Source organism: Phenylobacterium sp., from assembly GCF_036495085.1.
GTDB lineage: Bacteria > Pseudomonadota > Alphaproteobacteria > Caulobacterales > Caulobacteraceae > Phenylobacterium.
Window position 1 is genome coordinate 1 of record NZ_DASXNL010000088.1, and the last position, 20234, is coordinate 20234.

General features: G+C 66.5%; 20 protein-coding genes. 6 read left to right on the forward strand and 14 right to left on the reverse strand.

Annotated features, from left to right (window positions below; translation table 11 throughout):
- Positions 1-532: 532 nt before the first annotated feature.
- Both VGI62_RS10350 and VGI62_RS10355 read right to left on the reverse strand, forming a co-directional pair.
- Complete coding sequence (locus VGI62_RS10350) at positions 533-1690, reverse strand: amidohydrolase family protein (RefSeq protein WP_331504406.1); 1158 nt, start codon at positions 1688-1690, stop codon at positions 533-535.
- A 101-nt stretch (positions 1691-1791) separates the two neighbouring features.
- Positions 1792-2607 carry a phytanoyl-CoA dioxygenase family protein gene (locus VGI62_RS10355; RefSeq protein WP_331504407.1) on the reverse strand — a complete coding sequence of 272 codons (816 nt, stop codon included), beginning with the start codon at positions 2605-2607 and terminating at the stop codon, positions 1792-1794.
- A 93-nt stretch (positions 2608-2700) separates the two neighbouring features.
- Here VGI62_RS10355 and VGI62_RS10360 point away from each other — a divergent pair, with 93 nt between their 5' ends.
- Positions 2701-3759 (forward strand): phosphotransferase family protein, encoded by a 1059-nt coding sequence (locus VGI62_RS10360; RefSeq protein WP_331504408.1) that lies wholly within the window; start codon positions 2701-2703, stop codon positions 3757-3759.
- Here VGI62_RS10360 and lepA read toward each other — a convergent pair whose 3' ends face one another.
- Positions 3760-5565 (reverse strand): translation elongation factor 4, encoded by a 1806-nt coding sequence (gene lepA / locus VGI62_RS10365; protein WP_331504409.1) that lies wholly within the window; start codon positions 5563-5565, stop codon positions 3760-3762. It lies immediately after the preceding gene.
- A gap of 164 nt (positions 5566-5729) precedes the next feature.
- Here lepA and VGI62_RS10370 point away from each other — a divergent pair, with 164 nt between their 5' ends.
- Entirely contained in the window at positions 5730-6434 is a 705-nt protein-coding gene (locus VGI62_RS10370) for a DUF1134 domain-containing protein (protein ID WP_331504410.1), read from the forward strand.
- A 33-nt stretch (positions 6435-6467) separates the two neighbouring features.
- Here the strand turns inward: VGI62_RS10370 and VGI62_RS10375 are convergent, their stop codons facing one another.
- A complete protein-coding gene (locus VGI62_RS10375) occupies positions 6468-6914 on the reverse strand; it encodes a VOC family protein (RefSeq protein ID WP_331504411.1) in 447 nt (148 codons plus the stop codon).
- Positions 6915-7108: 194 nt separating this feature from the next.
- Between VGI62_RS10375 and VGI62_RS10380 the strand changes: the two genes are divergently transcribed.
- The 3 genes from VGI62_RS10380 to VGI62_RS10390 all read left to right on the forward strand — a co-directional run bounded on the left by VGI62_RS10380 (position 7109) and on the right by VGI62_RS10390 (position 8819).
- Entirely contained in the window at positions 7109-7432 is a 324-nt protein-coding gene (locus VGI62_RS10380) for a metalloregulator ArsR/SmtB family transcription factor (RefSeq protein ID WP_331504412.1), read from the forward strand.
- A 14-nt stretch (positions 7433-7446) separates the two neighbouring features.
- Positions 7447-7887: an SRPBCC domain-containing protein gene (locus VGI62_RS10385; RefSeq protein ID WP_331504413.1), complete on the forward strand. Its 441-nt coding sequence runs from the start codon at positions 7447-7449 to the stop codon at positions 7885-7887.
- Between the two features lie 86 nt (positions 7888-7973).
- A complete protein-coding gene (locus tag VGI62_RS10390) occupies positions 7974-8819 on the forward strand; it encodes a sterol desaturase family protein (RefSeq protein WP_331504414.1) in 846 nt (281 codons plus the stop codon).
- Here the strand turns inward: VGI62_RS10390 and pheT are convergent.
- From pheT to VGI62_RS10440, 10 genes are all read right to left on the reverse strand, one after another.
- Positions 8809-11178 (reverse strand): phenylalanine--tRNA ligase subunit beta, encoded by a 2370-nt coding sequence (gene pheT / locus VGI62_RS10395; RefSeq protein ID WP_331504415.1) that lies wholly within the window; start codon positions 11176-11178, stop codon positions 8809-8811. The genes VGI62_RS10390 and pheT overlap by 11 nt on opposite strands.
- Positions 11179-11230: 52 nt before the next feature.
- Positions 11231-12340, reverse strand: coding sequence for a phenylalanine--tRNA ligase subunit alpha (gene pheS / locus VGI62_RS10400; protein WP_331504416.1), 1110 nt, complete (start codon positions 12338-12340; stop codon positions 11231-11233).
- A gap of 116 nt (positions 12341-12456) precedes the next feature.
- Complete coding sequence (gene rplT, locus VGI62_RS10405) at positions 12457-12813, reverse strand: 50S ribosomal protein L20 (RefSeq protein WP_299542396.1); 357 nt, start codon at positions 12811-12813, stop codon at positions 12457-12459.
- Between the two features lie 13 nt (positions 12814-12826).
- Positions 12827-13030, reverse strand: a complete 204-nt coding sequence (gene rpmI / locus VGI62_RS10410) for a 50S ribosomal protein L35 (protein ID WP_293375785.1) — start codon at positions 13028-13030, stop codon at positions 12827-12829.
- 129 nt (positions 13031-13159) lie between these two features.
- On the reverse strand, positions 13160-14371 hold the full coding sequence (locus VGI62_RS10415; RefSeq protein WP_331504417.1) for an MFS transporter: 1212 nt from the start codon (positions 14369-14371) through the stop codon (positions 13160-13162).
- Positions 14368-15612, reverse strand: coding sequence for an MFS transporter (locus VGI62_RS10420; protein ID WP_331504418.1), 1245 nt, complete (start codon positions 15610-15612; stop codon positions 14368-14370). The genes VGI62_RS10415 and VGI62_RS10420 overlap by 4 nt, the downstream gene beginning before the upstream one ends.
- A 98-nt stretch (positions 15613-15710) precedes the next feature.
- Positions 15711-16580, reverse strand: a complete 870-nt coding sequence (bla, locus tag VGI62_RS10425; protein WP_331504419.1) for a subclass B3 metallo-beta-lactamase — start codon at positions 16578-16580, stop codon at positions 15711-15713.
- A gap of 12 nt (positions 16581-16592) precedes the next feature.
- Positions 16593-17114 (reverse strand): translation initiation factor IF-3, encoded by a 522-nt coding sequence (gene infC / locus VGI62_RS10430; protein ID WP_293368662.1) that lies wholly within the window; start codon positions 17112-17114, stop codon positions 16593-16595.
- 105 nt (positions 17115-17219) lie between these two features.
- Positions 17220-18209, reverse strand: a complete 990-nt coding sequence (locus VGI62_RS10435; RefSeq protein ID WP_331504420.1) for a glycosyltransferase family 9 protein — start codon at positions 18207-18209, stop codon at positions 17220-17222.
- A complete protein-coding gene (locus VGI62_RS10440; protein WP_331504421.1) occupies positions 18209-19387 on the reverse strand; it encodes a glycosyltransferase family 4 protein in 1179 nt (392 codons plus the stop codon). Before VGI62_RS10440 ends, VGI62_RS10435 begins: the two co-directional genes overlap by 1 nt.
- A gap of 60 nt (positions 19388-19447) precedes the next feature.
- Between VGI62_RS10440 and VGI62_RS10445 the strand changes: the two genes are divergently transcribed.
- Positions 19448-20203 carry an alpha/beta hydrolase gene (locus VGI62_RS10445; RefSeq protein ID WP_331504422.1) on the forward strand — a complete coding sequence of 252 codons (756 nt, stop codon included), beginning with the start codon at positions 19448-19450 and terminating at the stop codon, positions 20201-20203.
- The last annotated feature ends 31 nt before the right edge of the window (positions 20204-20234 follow it).

Sequence of the window (20234 nt, forward strand, 5' to 3'; positions counted from 1 at the left end):
CTGCGCCACGGCCGTCTGATTGACCCAGTACTGCACGGTGACGGCGGCATTGGCCGCGCCGGCGACAAGAATTGCGCTCGAAGCGGCGAGTCCCAGAAGCACCTTACGCATGTGATCTTCTCCCAACACTAGGCAGATGCCCGTGCGACCAATCGCCGCTGTATTAATCATGTGTTCGTTGAACGCGGTTGGGCAACCCGCTTCGCCTGTCAGGCGAATAAAGTTTTACGAGCGCATTGTGGGTTGTGACCGCCAGAAGGTCCGGCGGTGGGCAGCGAACGGTTCTTGGCGTTGCGCCGGGAACGCGAGTTTCGGGCTCACGAGCGCGATGGCCAACAGCACAGCATTGCGCCTCGTGACCCGCCTCCACCCGGTTGCGGAGCTCGACAGTATCAGCAATGGGGTCGAGCCCGGCATCGACAGCCGCCCCGGGCCATGCTGGGTCGCGGCGTTTGCGGCTCCAGGGGCTGGAACGGATAGCGCCGTAGTGGCAGGAGCCTCGATCGTCCTCGGCTCCAGGCCGGGCCGTTCCCTAGTCCTCCATCCGGAACAGTTCGAGAGCGGTCCTGCCGAGGATTTTCTGGGCGTCCTCGAGGGGCGCGGCTTTGAACACTGCCTCGATGGCGCTGCGGGTGTAGCCGAACGTGCTTTCCTGGTGGGGATAGTCCGAAGACCACATCACCCGGTCAGCGCCGATACGGTGCAGCATCTCCAATCCCACCGGATCGGTCATGAAGGTCGCGTAGCAATGGCGCCGCCAGTACCAACTGGGCGGGTGCGCGAGCTTCGGCGAGACCATGGTTGGGAAGGAATTGTAGATCATGTCGGCGTCGTGGAGCATGCCCGGAATCCACGCCAGGCCCGCCTCGACGAACACCACGCGCAGGCCTGGGAAGCGGTCGAAAACGCCGCCGAAGGTGAGCTGCGCCCAGTTCTGACGAAAGCCCTGCATCTGGGTGAGCACCGAGACGCCGACGGCGCCGGGCTCGGCGGTGGGTATCGCCTCGCCGATGTGGAAGGCCAGCGGCAGTCCGCATTCCTCGATGGCCGCCCACAGGGGGTCCATCCGGCCGTGATTGTACTGGATGGTGTGGCCGTCGGCGAACTTGCCGGGCTTGATGGGAACCATCAGGCAGCGCGCTCCGAGTTCGACGCACCGGGCCACGCTGTCCTTTGCGGCCTCCGGGTCCCAGTAGCTTGGCACCATCACCGGATAGAGCCTGCCCGGCGCTTTCTGGCAGACAGCGCCGATATGCTCGTTGTAGGCGCCGAACACGTGCGCCTTGTTCTCGATCTCGCCGAACATCATCAGGCCGAACAGGCGCTGCGGAAAGATCAGCTCCTTCTCCACGCCCTCGATGTCGAGATCGGCCATGCGGGCGTCGAGATCGGTCAGGCCCGGATAACACTCCAGAGCGTTGCACAACGCGACCGCGACGGGCCCGGGCGTCATCGGCTTGCCGGCGACCGAGAGGTCCCAGCCGCCGTCCCTGAAGACCATCCGCGGGGCCTGGTCCTTGAGGTGCTCAGGGAACCGGTCGACCCACAGGTCGGGCTCCAGCATGTGGCTGTCAGCCGAGACGATGCGGGTGCCTGCCGGCCAGTCGCGGGACTTGCCCTGCGGCTTGCGCGCCGTGGCGACCGCCAGCCCGACCTGCTCGGGAATCTCGAGGACGAAGCTGTCGGCCATGGGCGGCCTCCCTGCGCGTCGTGTGTATGGCCGAACGCTATGCCCCGCAGGATGCGCCCGCAATATTGACGCCGCGTCAGTGCTTCGAGGCTCTTCGGCGTTCAGCGTCCCGCTGGCGCTAGCTTCAGGAAACTCGGATCGCGGAAAGGATCGCCTTGGCGCATGCGCTCGTGGAAGCCCGTGACGCGCGGGCCGGCGCCGCCTTCGCGGGCATCGTAGAACGACCGGTCGCCGAAGAAGCGCAGGGTCAGGGTGCGCCGGCGCTGACCGGGACGGGTGGCTGCGCCCCCGTGCAGCATCGCCGGGTGGAAGACGATCAGGTCGCCGGGCTCGGCGGCCCAGGAGACGATATCCCAGGCCGAACGGTCTGCCTCGATGTCCGGCAGCCTGGGCAGCGAAGCGCGCGGGTGAAGGGGTGCGGTGTCATCGCCCAGTTCGAAGCGCGAGCCGTTGTAGAGTCGCCCCAGGTGTGAGCCGCGTATGAACTCCAGTGATTGCCCGGCGGCCACCGCATCGAAGGTGATCCACACCACCGCCAGGTCTTGTCCGGCGACGGCGAGGTAGGAGGAATCCTGGTGCCAGGGGGTCCGTCGCGTATCGCCGCCCTCTTTTAGGAATACCTGCTCGTACATGAACCAGACGTCCGGCGAGCCCCACAGTTCGGCCATCATCGCCGGGATTGGCGAGGCCTGGAGCATCGCGCGATAGCCGCTCAGGCAGTCAGGGTTGTAGAGGTCCTGGTAGAAGGTCGAGTCCGTCGCCTGGGGGATGCGAGAGGCGCCCGGGCCCGGATGGGTCAGGCTCCAGTCGTAAGCGGCATGGGCGTCGGCCAGCGCCTCAGGATCCAGCGCCCTGGGCAGGAAGACGACGCCGTCGCGGGCGTAGGTTTCGCGCAAATCATCGAGCCCCAGGGCCATGGCTGCCGTTCGCTTTCAGCTTGCTCCTGCGTCAACGCTAGGCCGCGCTAGGATGTCGGGCAATCGTGACCGAGCGTTAGCTGGAGGAAACACATGAGCCGCGCCGATCCCTCCCTCGACGCTTGGCGCGGCCTGGTGGACCTGGACAGGCTGGCCGCGTGGATGGACGCGCGCGGACTGGAGCGCGGGCCGATCGAGGAGGCGGTGCGCCCCCCCGGGGGCACGCAGAACATCCTCATCCGGTTCCGCCGCGCAAGCCGCTGGTTCATGCTGCGCCGCCCCCCGCTCTCACCGCGCTTCAACGGCAGCGAGACCATGCGCCGTGAGGCCCGGGTGCTGGGCGCTCTGGCGCCGAGCGAGGTGCCGCATCCCCGGCTGATCGCGGCCTGTCCGCAGGAGGACGTGCTGGGGGCCGCGTTCTACCTGATGGAGCCGATCGAGGGCTTCAACCCGACAGTGGGCCTGCCGGCCCTGCACGCAGGCGATCCAGGGGTGCGCCGCGGCATGGGCCTGGCCCTGGTCGACGGCATTGCTGCGCTGGGCCGCGTCGATCACGTGGCTGCAGGCCTCGCAGACTTCGGCCGCGCTGAGGGTTTCCTGGAACGCCAGGTCGGCCGATGGAAGAAGCAGCTGGCGAGCTACAACGAATACGAAGGCTGGGCTGGCCCCGGAGAGATCGAGGGCCTGGACGAGGTCGGAGCCTGGTTGGAGGCGCATCGGCCGCAGAGCTTCAGGCCGGGGATCATCCACGGCGACTATCACTTGGCCAACGTGCTCTACCGTTTCGACGGACCGCAGCTGGCGGCGATTGTCGATTGGGAGCTGACCACGATTGGCGACCCGCTGCTGGACCTAGGCTGGCTTCTGGCCACGTGGCCTGAGGATTCCGGGCCCGAGGCTGGCGCCGTCTCCGTCAAGCCCTGGGACGGTTTCCCGAGCGCGGCCGAACTGGTCGACCGCTATGCCGACCAGACCGAGCGGGACCTATCGGCCATCCATTGGTACGGCGTGCTGGCCTGCTACAAGCTGGGCATCATACTGGAAGGCACCCATGCCCGGGCCGCCGCCGGCAAAGCCGAGGTGGAGACAGGTGAGCGGTTGCATGCCCAGACGCTGGGTCTTTTCCGCCGAGCGCTGCGGTGGATCGGGTAACTAGTCCGCGTCCATCTTCAATGCGGCGATAAAGGCTTCCTGCGGGATCTCGACCTTGCCGAACTGGCGCATGCGCTTCTTGCCGGCCTTCTGCTTGTCGAGGAGCTTGCGCTTGCGGCTCATGTCGCCGCCGTAGCACTTGGCGGTGACGTCCTTGCGCAGCGCGCGCACCGTCTCACGCGCGATGATCCGACCGCCGATCGCCGCCTGGATCGGGATCTGGAACATGTGCGGGCTGATCAGCTCCTTCATCTTCTCGACCATGCCGCGGCCACGTGCTTCGGCGCGATCGGCATGGACCAGCATGGAGAGCGCATCGACCGGCTCGGAATTCACCAGGATCGACATCTTGACCAGGTTGCCGACCCGGTAGTCCTCGATCTGGTAGTCGAACGAGGCGTAACCCTTCGAGACGCTCTTCAGGCGGTCGTAGAAGTCGAACACCACCTCGTTCAACGGCAGGTCGTAGACCACGAGCGCGCGGGAGCCGACGTAGCTCAGTTCGCGCTGGGCGCCGCGTCGGTCCTGGCAGAGCTTGATCACGCTGCCGAGGTATTCATCGGGTGTCAGGATGGTGGCCTTGATCCAGGGCTCGGCGATGCTGGCGATCTTGACCGGGTCTGGCATATCGGCCGGATTGTGCAGCTCCACCTCCGAGCCGTCGGTGAGCGTGATCTTGTAGATGACGCTGGGCGCGGTGGCGATCAGGTCGAGGTCAAACTCGCGGCTCAGGCGTTCCTGGATGATTTCCAGGTGGAGCAATCCCAGGAACCCGCAGCGGAAGCCAAAGCCCAGGGCGGCCGACGTCTCCATCTCGTAGCTGAACGAGGCGTCGTTCAGGCGCAGGCGCCCGATTGCCGCGCGCAGGTCTTCGAAGTCGGCGGCGTCCACGGGGAAGAGGCCGCAGAACACCACCGGTTGCACGTCGCGGAAGCCGGGCAGGGGCTTTTCGGCCGGGCGCCGCTCGTCGGTGATGGTGTCGCCGACGGCGGCCTGGGCGACTTCCTTGATCTGGGCGGTGATGAAGCCGATCTCGCCGGGACCGAGGCTCTCGATTTCGGTGCGCTTGGGGTTGAACACCCCGATGCGGTCGATGAGGTGGCTGCTGCCCTGCTGCATCATCTGCACCCGCTGGCCCTTGCGCAGCGAGCCGTCGATCACGCGCACGAGCACGACCACGCCGAGGTAGGCGTCGTACCAGGCGTCGACCAGCAGCGCCTTCAGCGGCGCGTCAGGGTCGCCCTTGGGGGCGGGCAGTCGGTGGACGACGGCCTCCAGCAACTCGTGGATGCCGGCGCCTGTCTTGGCGGAGGTCAGGATGGCTTCGGAGGCATCGATGCCAATGACGTCTTCGATCTGCTGGCGCACCCGCTCCGGCTCGGCGGCCGGCAGGTCGATCTTGTTCAGGACCGGGACGATCTCATGGTTGTTGTCGATGGCCTGGTAGACGTTGGCGAGCGTCTGGGCCTCGACGCCTTGGCTTGCGTCCACCACCAGGATCGAGCCCTCGCAGGCGGCCAGGCTGCGCGAGACCTCATAAGCGAAGTCCACGTGGCCGGGCGTGTCCATGAGGTTCAGGACGTAGGTCTCGCCGTCGTCGGCCTTATAGCTGAGGCGTACGGTCTGAGCCTTGATGGTGATCCCGCGCTCGCGCTCGATCTCCATGTTGTCGAGCACCTGTTCGGTCATCTCGCGCTGGGTCAGTGCGCCGGTCTCCTGAATCAGGCGGTCACTCAGCGTCGACTTGCCGTGGTCGATGTGCGCCACGATGGAGAAGTTGCGGATCTTGGCTAGCGGGGTCGTCATGGCGGGTGCGTCTAGCACATTCGCGCGCGTTCGCGAGGCGCGCGGCGTGTCGCGGGGCTTGCGCACGGGTTTTCGGGCGAAAGACGGTTAATCGGGCGTTAAGGCGACACATTCCAACTGGATTCTCGGAGGGCTGGAATCAACACCCTGGAGGACCCGCGCCTATGGACCGTCGAACCCTGATCGTTTCGGGCCTTGTGACCCTTGGCGGTGCAGGCATCGCCAGGGCCGAGCCCATCCAGTTGCCGCCGGCCCGTCCGCGCGACGAGGCGCCGCCACCGCCCCAAGCCGCGCCGCAGGCTCCGCCGCCGCCGAACACCAGCCCGAGCTACCCGACCAGCGGACCATCCGGCTCGCCGCCCGCCGAAGCGCCGGCCGGCAAGGCTGAGGGCTACTCGCGCGACGAGATCGTCAACTCCGTTTCCGACTTCCTGGGCGTCACGGCCGAGGCGGCGGGGGGCGCCGTGGAGCGGATCTTCAAGAGCAACGGGCGGCCCACGGCTTACATCGCCGGCGAGGAGGGCTCGGGCGCCATCGGGGTGGGCGCCCGTTATGGCCGCGGCCTGATGTACATGAAGGGCCGCGAGCCGATGGAGGTCTTCTGGCAAGGCCCCTCGGTCGGCTGGGACTTTGGCGGCAACGCCGCGCGGGTGTTTACGCTCGTCTACCGGCTCGACGACCCCCGCGACATCTTCCAGCGGTTCCCCGGCGTTGAAGGCTCCGCCTATTTCATCGCGGGCCTCGGTGTGAACTACCAGAAGGCCGACGACATCGTGTTGGCCCCGATCCGCGCCGGCGTCGGCTTTCGCCTGGGCGCCAACATCGGCTATCTGGCCTACACCCGCAGGCGCAGCATCATTCCCTTCTAGGGATCGGGCCGGTCCAGATATTCGGAAAGGGCGCTAAGGCCTTGTGCCGAACAGCTGCCCGGTGGTGGTGTCGAAGAGACCACGGCCGGGGACATGGTTGATCTCCAACCTGATGCCGTCGGGATCCTCGAACAGCACCGAATAGTATCCGGGCGCGAAGGCGTCGTCCTGCGGGGCGTGGACGATGTGCGCCCCGATCGCGGTCAGGAAAGCGAAGGCCTCGTCGATGTCGCCGCGCTCGCGAGCGCGGAAGCAATGGTGGTGCATACCGACGCGGCGTTGGTCGAATTTCGCCCCCGCATGCTCCGGAGCCGGGCGGTTGATCCCGAAGCCGGTGCGTCCCCCGACGCAGTAGAACATGTCGGGTGTGTCGCCCACGACCCGCAGGCCGAGGAAAGGCAGAAGCTGGCGATAGAAAGCGACGCTGCCCTCGAAATCCGAGGCGGTGATGAAGGTGTGAGCGACGCCGTTGATCTCCACCTCAGCGGCTCACAGCTTCTCGGCCCGGCCGGCCGGACGTCCAACATCGCCAGCAGGGGGCCTGAGATCACGAAAGTCAGGCGAATGCCGATCCGCCATGTCGGGGACGTTGGTGGCCATGGGCGATTGATGACCCGCCGGTGATCGGCAGGCAACTCTTGACCGATCAATAAGCATGGACTTATGTATATGGCATGCTGCAGCCTCAGGCGGATATCTTCCGCACCCTTGCCGACCCGACGCGGCGCGGCCTTTTCGAGCGCCTGGCGCGGGCCGACAGCCTGAGTGTCCGGAGCCTGACCGAGGGCGCTGCGGTATCGCAGCCGGCCGTGTCGCAACACCTGAAGGTCTTGCGCGAGGCAGGTCTGGTGGTCGAACAGAAGGTCGGCCGCAATGTATTCTATAGCGTGGAGCCGCGCGGTCTCGCGCCGCTGATCGACTGGATGGCGCTCTACGCCGTCTTCTGGCGTGACCGCTTCGAGCGCCTGGAAGACGTGCTCAACCGGATGGACCAATAGAGAAGGGCGACCCCATGAACGACATTCCGGCTTCCAGATCGATAGTCATCGAGCGAATGATGCCGCACCCCCCGGCCAAGGTCTGGCGGGCGCTGACCCAGGCGTCGCTGGTGGGCGAGTGGCTGATGAAGAATGACCTCCAGCCCGTGGTGGGTCATCGTTTCAACTTCCGCGCCGAGCCGCAGGGTGGATGGAACGGCGTCACCGATTGCGAGGTGCTGGAAGTCGAGCCGCTCTCGCGCCTCGTCTACAGCTGGAGGTCCTCGGGCGAGCAGGCCGCGACGGGCATCAACAGCGTCGTCACCTGGACGCTGACGCCCGCCGAAGGCGGCACCCAGGTCCGCATGGAGCACTCGGGCTTTCGCCCGCAGGACGAGCAGTTCTACCGCGGCGCGAATTACGGCTGGCAGCAGATGGTGGCGGGTCTCGAGCGGGTCGCGGGCGGACTCGACTAGGCGCTCGCGCGGGCCATTAATCGAAGATTCTCGACCGGCCTGCATCTTGAGGGCGCGCCAACGCGGCGTGTCCTCAGGAGCGCCGGGTGTCGCCGCAGCTTGGAGAGATCGCCGGGAGACTCCTTCAGCCTTTCGTCGAGGCGGCCGGCCCGCTCGCGGCCTGCGCCCTGGTGTTCGCGGTCCTGGCGTGGCTGACCAAGGGCCCTCGCGCGATCGCTGACGCCCGCGCCGCGGCCGGCGAGACGAAGATCAACGCGGTGATTTCGGCGGTTGATGCGATCGCCGTGGACCCGTTGCTCGCCGTCGGCATGGCCGCGGTGGTCGCCGCCCTGGTCTCGCACGGCCTTCAGCTCGACAGCGCCCGCCTCTGGACCTGGATCGGTCGCTGGCCGACGATTGCGGCCGCCATCGTGCTCGGCGATCTCTTCGGCTACTGGCGCCACCGCGTTCAGCACAGCCGCCGGCTCTGGCCGGCTCACGCCATACACCACAGTGATACGCACCTGACTTGGTTCAGCCTCGGGCGGCTGCACCCCATAGATCGTGCCGGCTCGCTCGCCGACATGGTGCTCCTGAGCGCGCTGGGCCTTCCTGTCTGGGCGCTGGCGGCCAATGCAGTGGTCCGCCACTTCTACGGCTACTTTATCCACGCCGACCTCCCCTGGACGCTGGGCAAGGCCGGCTGGGTCCTGAATTCGCCTGCGATGCACCGCTGGCACCACGCGCGCGATGTCGAAGGCTCCGGTCATAACTTCGCGACCGTCTTCTCGGTCTGGGACCGAATGTTCGGCACCTTCTACCAGCCCGGCGCCTGCCCCGGGCCGCTGGGTGTCAGGGAAGACCTGGGCCAGGGCGCGCTCGGCCAGTACGCCCACCCCTTTAAGGTCTGGTGGCGGGCGATCCGTCCGGGCGAGCTTCGGCTCAGCTCCTGAGCTTCGCCCCTACGGCTTTTTCCGCCGCAGCTACGATCCGTCCCGAAAGCGCCTCGATCTCGCTGTCCGTAAGGGTCTTTTCCGTAGGCTGTACGGTGACCTCCACGGCGACGGACTTCTGTCCCTCCGCGACGCCCTTGCCCTGGTAGACGTCGAAAACCCGAACGTCGGCGATCAGGGCTTTATCGGCGCCCAGGATGGGGCGCACGACGTCCCCTGCCGGGGTGTCCGCGGCCACCAGGAAAGCGAAGTCGCGGGTCAGCGGCATCAAGGGCGAAAGCGCGAGCGGCGGCTTGGTCTTGGTGGGCTTTCTCTTGGGCTCAGGAATGGCGCCGAGGTCGAGTTCGAAGGCCAGCATCGGGCCTTCTGCATCGAGCGCCTTCAGGACGCCGGGATTGAGCTCGCCGAACTCGGCGATCACGTTTTTCGGCCCAAGTTGCAGGCGCGCCGAGCGGCCTGGGTGCCACCACGATGAGGTCTGGCCCTGAACCACCTGCAGCGGCGGGGCGCCCATCTCGTCGAGCAGGGCCATCAGGTCGGCTTTCAGCGAGAACAGCGGATCATCCGACAAGCCGTCCCAGCGCCTGGGCGAATGCGGCGCGATCAGCGCGGCCACGATCGTCAGCTGGTCCTGCGGCCGGTCTCCCTTGAACGTCGGTCCGACCTCGAAGAAGGCGGCGTCGGCGAAACCTTGGCGAGCGTTGCGGGCTGCCGCGTCGATAAGGTTCGGCAGAATCGAGGGCCGCATGCAGTCCAGGTCCGAGGCGATCGGATTGGAGAGCCGCAGCGTCTCCTCGCCACCGCCGAAACGCTTCGCCCACTCGGTGCGCATGAAGCTCCAGGTGACGGCCTCGGCATAGCCGCGGGCCGCCATGGCGCGCCTGGCGTTGCGCATGCGCGTCTGGCGCACAGTCAGCACCCCTCCGACCGCTCGCGGCGCCTCCGGCAGAGGTTCGCTGGGCAAGGCGGCGAAGCCCTCGATGCGGGCCACTTCCTCGACGAGATCGGCCTTTCCCTCGACGTCGCGTCGCCAGGTCGGCGGCGTGACCATCTCGCCGCGCACGCCGAACCCGAGCGTGGTCAGGATATTGTCGATCCGTGTCCCATCGACGCTAAGGCCGGTGAGCCTCTTCACGTAGGCATGGTCGAATTCGATGGCGCTGGGCGGTGCGGGCGCATGGCCGGCGACACGGACCTCCGACGGCTCGCCTCCGCAGAGCTCGACGATGAGCTTTGTGGCCATCTCCAGCCCCGGGACCACGAAGCCGGTGTCGACCCCGCGAGCGAAGCGGTATTGCGCATCGGAAGTGATCCCCAACATGCGCCCGGTCTGCGCGGTTCGGATCGGGTCGAAATAGGCGCTTTCCACGAAGACGTCGGTGGTGGTCTCGCTGACCTTGGTCGATTCCCCGCCCATGACGCCGCCCAGGCCGATGGCGCCGGAGCCGTCGGCTATGACGCAGACCTCGGAGGCGATCTCGTAGGTCTTGCCATCCAGGGCCTCAAGTTTCTCGCCCACGCGACCGAGGCGCGCCTCGATGTAGCCGCCGGTGAGCCTGGCGGCGTCGTAGACGTGCAAGGGCCGGCAGCGGTCGTAAGACATCAGGTTGGTGATATCGACGAGCGCACTGATCGGTCGCAGGCCGACGGCGATCAGCTTTTGCTGAAGCCAAGCCGGGGAGGGTCGGTTCGTCACGCCGCGGATCAGTCGTCCCGCGAACAAAGGGCAGGCGTCGCCGTCAACGCGGATCTCGATGGTCTCGGCGAACTTGCCGGGGACCGGCGCGACGCTCGGGTCCTTCAACTTGCCCAGTCCCGCCGCGGCCAGGTCGCGCGCGATGCCGACAACCCCCAGCCAATCAGGCCGGTTGGGGGTGACCTCGAAATCGATCACCGCTTCGAGCCCCAGCGCCTCGGCCGCGCTCACGCCCACAGCGAGGGTGTCAGGCAACTCAAGGATGCCCTCGCTCTCGCTGGCGGTCTCGAGTTCGGAGGCCGAGCAAAGCATGCCGTTGGAGACGACGCCGCGAACCGGGCGCGCCTCGAGGGTGATCCCGGAGCCCGGCACATAGGCGCCGAGCGGAGCGTAAATCGTCGTGAGGCCCGCGCGCGCGTTGGACGCTCCGCACACGATCTCCTTGCGCCCGTCCTTGGTGTCCACCTGGCAGATGCGCAGGCGATCGGCGTTGGGATGCTGCTGGGCCTCGACGATCCTGGCGACCGAGAAAGCCGCCAGTTTGGATGCGGGATCCTCGACGTGCTCGACCTCGAGGCCGGCCATGGTCATGGCCTCGACGACTTCGCTCGTCGTGGCCTTGGTGTCGAGATGCTCCTTCAGCCAGGAGAGGGTGAACTTCATCGGTCGGCTCCTGGGATGCGTTGCAGCGACGACCGGTCGGTGACGTCGTCCATCACGAGAGCCCCGTCGCCGGGTTCGGCGCGGCGAAGGCCGAGAAGCCGTAGTGCTCAAGCCAGCGGATATCGCTGGCGAACATGTCGCGCAGGTCTGGCACGCCGTACTTCAGCATGCCGAGGCGATCGATGCCGAAGCCGAAGGCGAAACCCTGCCAGACGTCGGGGTCGAGGCCGCAGTTCCTCAGGACGTTGGGATGCACCATCCCGCAGCCGACGATCTCCATCCACTCATCGCCTTGGCCGATCTTGATGTCGCCGCCGGAACGGTCGCAGCGCACGTCCATCTCAGCCGATGGTTCGGTGAACGGGAAGTGGTGCGGACGCAGGCGTGTCTCCACCAGCGGCGTCTCGAAGAACCGCGAGATGAAGCTCTCCAGCGTCCACTTCAGGTGTCCCATGTGGATCGCCTTGTCGATGACCAGGCCCTCCATCTGGTGGAACATCGGGGTGTGGGTTGCGTCGCTGTCAGAGCGATAGGTGCGGCCCGGCGCGATGATGCGGATCGGCGGCTCCTGACCATTTGCGATCCAGCCGGGCAGCGTCTCGTTCGTCCGCTGCATGGTGCGGATCTGCACGGGGCTCGTATGGGTGCGCAGCACCTTTCGCTCGCCGCGCTCGTCCTCGGGCAGCCAGAAGGTGTCGTGCATCTCGCGCGCCGGGTGCTTAGGCGGGAAGTTCAGCGCGGTGAAATTGTGGAAGTCGTCCTCGATGTCGGGGCCTTCCGCCAGGCCGAAGCCCATCTCGGCGAATATGGCGATCATCTCATCCAGCACCTGCATGGTCGGATGCACGCGACCTCGACGCTCGGGCGGCGAGGGGAGCGTGAGGTCAATATGTTCGGCGGCAAGCTTGGCGTCGAGCGCGACGGCCTCCAGCGCGGCTTTGCGCTGGGCGATCGCCGCGCCGATGCGGTCGCGAAGGCCGTTGATGAGCGGCCCACGCTCGCGGCGCTCGTCCGGGTTCATCGCGCCAAGCGTCTTCAGGAGTTCGGAAATCGACCCTGACTTGCCGAGCGCGGCTACGCGCACAGCCTCCAGAGCGGCAACGTCGGACGCCGAGGCCACAGCGGCGGCGAGGTCAGCCTCGAGTTTGGAATGTTCGGTCATGTGGACGGTGTCCTAGCCTGCGGTCTTCGTGGGGAGAAGAGGGCAGCAAAAAGCCCTCCGGCGGTTCGGCCGGAGGGCTCTGAAAGCTTCGAGGGTCCAGCGACCCCTCAAGACGCTCAAGCCAGCGCGGCGCGAACCTTGTCGGCGATGGCCTTGAAAGCGCTCGGATCGTTGCCCGCGATGTCCGCGAGGACTTTGCGGTCCATTTCGATCCCGGCCCGATCAAGGCCGTGGATAAATCGGGCGTAGGTCATGCCTTCCAGGCGCGCCGCAGCGTTGATCCGCTGGATCCACAGCGAACGGAAGCTGCGCTTGCGGACCTTGCGGTCGCGGTAAGCGTACTGGCCGGCCTTGTCCACAGCGGCCTTGGCCGTGCGGATGGTGTTCTTGCGGCGCCCGTAGAAGCCCTTGGCCTGCTCGAGAACCTTCTTGTGCTTGGCGTGGGCGGTGACGCCCCTTTTGACGCGAGCCATCTGTCAGCGCTCCTTAGCTAAGGCCGTAGGGCAGGAAGATCTTGATGATCTTCGCGTCGGAGGCGCTCATCACCTTCGTGCCACGGTTCTGACGGATGTACTTGGCGTTGTGGGACAGCAGGCGGTGGCGCTTGCCGGCCACACCGGCCTTGATCTTCCCGGTCGCAGTAAGTTTGAAGCGCTTTTTAGCGCCCGACTTCGTCTTCAGTTTCGGCATTTCTCTGCGGAGCCGAAGCCCCGTCCTCTGGCGTATTGATGAACCGCCCTGGCATGCCATGGGCCAGGCGGCTCCGAAGGGTGGGGCTGATAGACGAAAGAGCCCTGGAACGCAAGGCGGCCGCCGCTTCTAGGCGAGCGAATGCACTCTTCGCCGCACTTGGCCGGCGAAGTAGAGCCCGGGCAGGATCAGGAGCGCCGCAGAAGCAAAAGGCGCTCCGGGGGCGACGCTCGAGAAAAGCCACCCGGCGAACACAGGGCCGCCGATGCGGGCCAGCGCCATGCCGCTCATGTTGAGCCCCAGCATTTCACCCTGCCTGTCCGGGGAGGCGGCGCGCGAAATCAGAGCCGTCAGGTTGGGAAAGCAGATCGATTGCCCGATACAGACGAAGGCGAATCCCAGGACCGCCACCGGCCAGACCGGCGCCAGTCCCTGTGTCACCAGGCCCAGCCCCATGAAGACCAGGCCGCCCGTCAGTGTGCGAGGCTCGCCGTAGCGACGGACCAGTCGTCCCGAAAGCACCCCTTGGCAGAACGCGCCCAGGACGCCGATCCCCATGAAGGCGAGCCCGATCTCGCGCGGCCCCCAACCGAAGCGCGCCTGGGTCCAAAGTCCGTAGGTCGCCTCGATACCCGCAAAGCCCACCACGACGATGAAGCTGATCGCCAGGATGCGGCTGACCACCGGGTGCGCCCAAGCTTCCTTGAGTCCCTCGATCCGCGGCCGATGCGGCCGCTGGGCGTGCGCCTCGGGGCGGCTCTCGCGCACGAAGGCGATCACCGCAATCGCCGAGGCGATGCCGAAGCCGGCTGCAACCAGCAACGGCAACTGGAAGCCGAGCGCCCCGCGGCTCGGCTGGGCCAGGAGTCCGCCGATCGCCGGGCCGGTGGTGAAGCCTGCGCTGAAGGCGGCCCCCATGATCCCCATACGGCCGGCGCGCTTCTCGGGCGGTGTGATGTCGGCCATCGCGCCTTGCAGCGTCGAGATGTTGCCCGCGAAGATTCCGGTCAGGAACCGGATCGCGAATGCGAACGCGATGTTGGGAGCAAACGCCAGGGCCACGTAGCTTAGCGCCACGGCGGTGATGGTGATGATCAGCACCGGCTTTCGCCCGATCCGGTCCGATAGCCGGCCCCAGAACGGCTCGCCCAGGAACTGGCCGACGGAAAAGGCGGAGAACAGCAGGGTGACCTGCCAGGCCGGAGCATCGAACGCCTTGGCGAAGAACGGCAGCAGCGGGATCACCAGGCCGAAGCCGGCGATCATCAGGAAGATCACCGTCAGAAGGACGATCAGCGCGCGGCGCTCGGTGAGCGCTGCGTCGCGATCGGCGGCGTTCACAGCGTCAACTCCTCGCCAACGTGGCCTTGCACGGTGCGCGGCGGCGCCCGGCGTGCGGCGCTGAGCGCAAGCAGGATGGCCGGCGCGACGATCAGCGCACCCTGGAAGAAGGGCGCGTTGATGCTGACGCTTGCGAAGGTCACGCCGGCGGTGAATGGACCGACAAACCTTGCGAATGCGCCGGCGGCGTTGTTCAGCCCAAGGATCTGGCCCTGCCGGTGCGGGTCGGCGGTGCGTGAGATCAATGCACCAACATTAGGCCAGGCCACCGATTGCCCGACGGCGGTAAGGCACATCAGCGCTGTCGTCGTGACCAGTCCGGCCGAGAACGGCTGTAGCGCCGAGCCCAGTACGGTCAGGCCCATGCCGATCGCCAGCATGCGGCCCTCGCCGTAGCGTTCCGAGAGCGGGCCGGTGACGAAGAACTGTGTGAAGGCCGCCACCACGCCGACCGCAGCGAAGCAGACACTGATCTGCCTCGGTCCCCAGCCGAACCGCGCGTTGCCCCACAGCCCGAAAGTCGACTCGATGCCGGTAAATGCGAAACCCACCAGGAACGTCAGCAACATCAGCCGTCCGATCACCGGGTCGCGGAATGCGTCTCCGATCGCCGACCACCGGCTCGGTCGGTGGCTGATCGACTGGTCGCGAACCTTGCTCTCGCGGATGACGAAAATGATCGCGGTCACCGCGAGCGCCGACAAACCAGAGGCGATGAAGAGCGGAATCCTGAAGCCTGCCGGCCCCATGTCGGTGTGCGCGAACATGCCACCCACCGCGGGGCCGACGATCATGCCGACGTTCCAGGCCGCGCCCTGTCGCGACATCATTCGCGCGCGACGCTCGGGCGGGGTCACATCGGCGATATAGCCCTGGATCACCGCGCCATTGCCGCTCATGAGGCCGCCCAGGAAGCGGATGATGAAGGCTGTCGCCACGTTGGGCGCGAAGGCCAGCGCAAGGTAGCAAAGGCAATTGCCGCTGATTGTTGAGATCAGCAGCGGCTTTCGCCCATAGCGATCCGACAGTCGCCCCCAGAACGGCTCGCCGAAGAAGCCGCCCATGGCGTAGGCCGAGAAGATCAGGCTGATCTGCCACGGCGCGGCGTTCATCGACTTGGCGAAGAAGGGCAACAACGGGACGATGATCCCGAAGCCGAGCATATTGATGAAGATGACCGCGATCAGCGACGGCGCCGCAAAACGAGGCGGCGACGCCTCTCGCGACGCTAATTCTGACATGGGCGGTTGTTAAGCCCGGGCGCCAATCGCGGCAAGGCTTGCGGTGCGGCGCCTCGCTGATCGCCGCTCAGCGTTGGCTGAGCGCCACAGTGCAGGCCTCAGGGGTTCTGCCTTTTGAGCTCGGCGCGGAAGGCGGCTTCGGCGCCGGCGTAGAACCTTTTGCAGCCCTCAGGGTCGACGAAGGCGTCGGCCTTGCCGGCGTCGAGAGCGGCCTTTTTGGCCTTCATGTTGAAGAACTTGCCATGGCTGGCGATGAAGACCTCGCAGGGCAGGCTCTTCCAGGTGGCGAAGCTCTTCTCGTAGTCGGAGGTCTGGCCGGGGTAGGTCTCGGTCTTGCCGAGCTTGTAGCCGGGAAGCACGCTGGACGAGCAGTGGTCGAGCGCTTGGCGCGTCTTGCCGGCCACGGTCACCGGGAACGTCCAGGTCGTGCAGCCTGGCGTATGTCCGCCGGTGATGTGCGCCGTGATCGTCCAGCCCCCGAGGCTCACCTGCTGGCCGTCCTTCAGGATAACGTCTGGCGTCACCGGTTCGTAGTAGAACCGCTCGCCCTTGAGGAACGGGTCGCCGCGGCCGCCCTTGGCGACAATCGCTCCGTCTGCGGCGCTGGCGTAGAACTTCGCGCCTGGCGCGGCGCGCTTTATTTCCGCCAGGCCGCCGGCGTGGTCGAAGTGTTCGTGGGTGTTGAGCAGGACCTTCACCTGCGACGGGTCGAATCCCAGGGTGCGGATGTTCTGCACGACCTGCTTGCCCACCACAGCATCGCCGCCGTCGATGACGACCAGGCCGGCCTTGGTGGCGATCAGGTAAGCGGCGTAGTCGGAGGCTCCGACGTAGTAGAGCCCCTCGCCGATCTTGAAGGGGGCGAACGCCTTGTTCGGGCTATCCTCGGGTTGGGCGTGGGCGGCGGAAATGAGAACGGCCGCCGAGATGGCGACCGTTCCCAGAATTTCAAACGTCTTGGATCTCACCCTGAGCGCGCTCTAGCGGGGCGCCAGGATCATGATCATCTGGCGACCTTCCATGCGCGGCTCGTATTCGCACTTGGCGATGGGCTCGAAGTCAGCACGCACCCGTTGCAGCAGTTTCATGCCGAGTTCGGGGTGGGCCAGTTCACGACCGCGGAAGCGCAACGTGACCTTCACCTTGTCGCCCTCCTCGAAGAAGCGGTTCATCGAACGCTGCTTCACTTCGTAGTCGTGGATATCAATGTTCGGCCTAAGCTTTATCTCTTTGATTTCCTGGACTTTTTGCCGCTTGCGCGCCTCGTTCTTCTTCTTCTGTTCCTGGAACTTGAACTTGCCGTAGTCCAGGATCTTGCAAACGGGCGGGTCCGCGTTGGGAACGATCTCGACCAAATCCAGGCCAGCCTCTTCGGCAGCCTCGAGGGCGGAGGAGGTCGGCATCACGCCCTGCTTCTCGCCGTGCTGGTCGATGAGCAGAACCTTGGGGACGCGGATTTCATCATTGATGCGCGGACCGTCCTTGACGGGGGGCGCTTGCATGGGGCGGCGAATAGGCGAGGCTCCTAGGATGTTTCAACGAGAAACGCCGGAGCGTTTCAGGGCTCCGGCAGATCGGACAGTATATGATTTGGCGCCTCGGCGCTATCAAGCCGCGCCGGCGCCCGAGGGCGACAGAGCAGCCGCCGCCTGCGCTACTTTGGCCACAGGCAATTCCGACAGCTTCTTGGCCTGCAGGACCGCGACCTTGCCGCGTGGAGCCGAAAGCGCCGGGTCGGAGGCGGAGGAGAACAACACCACCGTGGGGGCGCCGGCGGCGGCGGCCAGGTGCAGGGGACCGGTATCGTTGCCGATCGCGAGCGAAGCCTTGGCCCCAAGAACCGCAATACGCGCAAAGTCGGTGCGGCCGGTGAGGTCTCGCGAGCGCGGGACCTGCCTCTGGATGGCCTGGGCGAGCGCGGTTTCCTGCGGGCCGCCGATGATCACGATGTCGAGGCCCCGCGCATAGAGGATGCGCGCGAGCTCACCGTATTTCTCCACCGGCCAGCGCTTTTCCGGGCGATGCGCAGATCCGCCCGGCACGAACATCACGTAGGGCTTGGGCTTCACGCCGGCCGCCGCGGGCCGCTCGCCAGGGGCGACACTCAGCACCCAGGACAGGTCCGGCGCCGGCGCCGTCCCCGGAGACGTCGGGGCGTCGGGCCAGATTCCGGCGTACATCAGTTGGTCGGCCTGACGCTCCAGCGTATGCATCTGGTTCCGGAGCGGGTTCTTGTGTGGCATCGAGCAGCCGAAGGCGATCCCCGACCAGGCCGGCGGATGGGGCCTCAGGAGCTGGAAGATGCGGTTGGAATGCGAAGAGGTCTGGAGGTCGTAGACCCGGGTGTAGGCGGCTGCGCGCAGCCGCCTGCGCAGCGCCATCCACTCGGGAAAGCCTTCGGGCCGGCCGTCGGTGAACACCGCGTTGAAGTAGGGCGAGGCCTTGGCCAACGCCTCGAACGGGGGCGTGGTCAGCAGGCTGATGTGGGCCTTCGGATGGGCCTGGCGGATCTTCTTCATCGCCGCCAACGCCAGGACGAAGTCGCCCAGCGCCGACAGCTTGATCATCAGGACCTTCTCGACCACGCGGCGGGTCATCAGGGCCTCTTGCCCGTCAGGCGACGGGCGTCGAGAACGCGTTCATAGGCCGCCAAGGTCGCAGCGCACATGGCGTCTACGCGGTAGAGCTGGCGCGTCCGGTTCATCCCCGTGAGGCCCATCTCGGTCCGCTTGGCGGCGCCGATGTCGATGGCCCGTTCCATGGCCTTGGCCCAGGCTTCGGCGTTTTCCGGCGGAACCAGCCAGCCGGTAACTCCCTCTGCGACGGTTTCGGTCGTCCCGCCGTGGTTCGAGGCGATCACCGGTCGGCCCATCGCCTGGGGCTCGACTGCGGCTCGTCCAAAGGATTCCGGCACGGTGGTGGGGAGAATGGCGATGTCGGCGAGCAGGTAGGCGGCCGGCATGTCGTCGCAGTGGCCCACGATGCTGATGCGGTCGGCAAGACCGGCGTCGGACACCGCCTTGGCCAGTTCCTCGCCGTAGCCGGTGCGGCCCTGGTCGTCGCCGACGAAGAGGATCTGGAAGTCGTTGCGGGCCTGAGCCTTCAGTCGAGCAGCCGCTTCAATAATCGTCATGTGGCCCTTGAGGCGCGTCAGACGGCCGGCCAGCAGAAAACGTGTGCGCGGGTCGTCGGGCGCGATGCCCCAGCTATCGCGTAGCTCGCTCAGTCGATCGGGTGTGATCCAGGAGGGATTGAAGCGGTCGAGGTCGATGCCGCGCGGGATCGCCACCACCTTGTCCGGATCCAAATGGTGTTCCGCGAGCACGTGGTCGCGCGTGTAGTCGGAGTTGGCGATCACCAGATCGCCACGGGTCATCACCGCGTTGTACCAGCGCTTCAGACCCGACCCCGCCTTATAGACACCGTGATACGTCGCCACGAAGGGCGTCTTGGTGGTCTGGGCCGCCCACAGCGCCGAAAAGGCCGGCGCCCGGGACCGGGCATGGACCAGGCTGACGCCCTCGTTGCGAATCAGGTCGACCAGGCGTGCGGCGTTGCCCAGCATCACCAGCGGGTTCTTCGACTGGACAGGCATCTGGGCGAGGCGCCCGCCATCGGCTTCCAGCCGTGCGGTCATCCGCCCCCCTCGCGTTGCGACCAGCGCCTTGCCGCCGGCATCGATCACCGCGCGGGCCACATCGATGGTGGTCTGCTCCGCGCCGCCGGTTTCCAGCTCCGGAACGACCTGCAGTAGAGTGAAGTCTGGGGGAAGCACATCCTCTGCATACCCCGAAACGTGGTGGCGTAAAGGCCGCCTCGCGCTATCAGTCGGACGATGAGCGAGCGGGCAGGAAAACTTAGCCGCCCCGACGGGGAGCATATCACCTGGCGGCGCGTCGAAGGCCGCGGCCCGACTGTGGTGTGGTTGGGCGGATTCCGCTCCGACATGGAGGGCACGAAGGCCCAGGCGCTCGCCGATTGGGCCAGGGCCGCCGGAAGGTCCTATCTGCGCTTCGACTACCTTGGCCACGGCCAATCCAGTGGCGACTTTCGGGAGAAGGGGACCATTACCCGCTGGCGGGAGGACGCGCTGGGCGTCCTGGACGAGATGGTCGAGGGGCCTGCGATCCTGGTCGGCTCATCGATGGGCGGCTGGATCGCCTGCCTGGTGGCCATGGCGCGGCAGGATCAGGTGAAGGCCCTGGTGCTGATCGCCCCGGCCGCGGACTTCACGGAAAAGCTGATAGCGACCGAGATGCCGCCGCAGGGCCGAGCGGCGCTGGCGGCCGACGGGGTCTGGCTGCGGCCTTCCGAGTATGGCGAGCCCTATCCCATCACCCGGACCTTGATCGAGGACGGCGCTCGCTGGTCTATCCTCGGCGCCGATCGCGTGCCGATCGAGGTTCCGACGCGAATCCTGCAAGGCGCCGCCGATCCCGACGTCCCCTGGCGTCATGCCCTCGAGCTCGCCCAGGCGCTGAAGGGCGATGACGTGGTGTTCTCGCTGATCAAGGACGGGGACCACCGCCTCTCCCGCCCACAGGACATCGCTCGATTGCTTGGGGTCCTGGAAGAGCTGGCGGCGCTTTAGATCAGGCCGGTGATCTTGAACGTGAGGACAA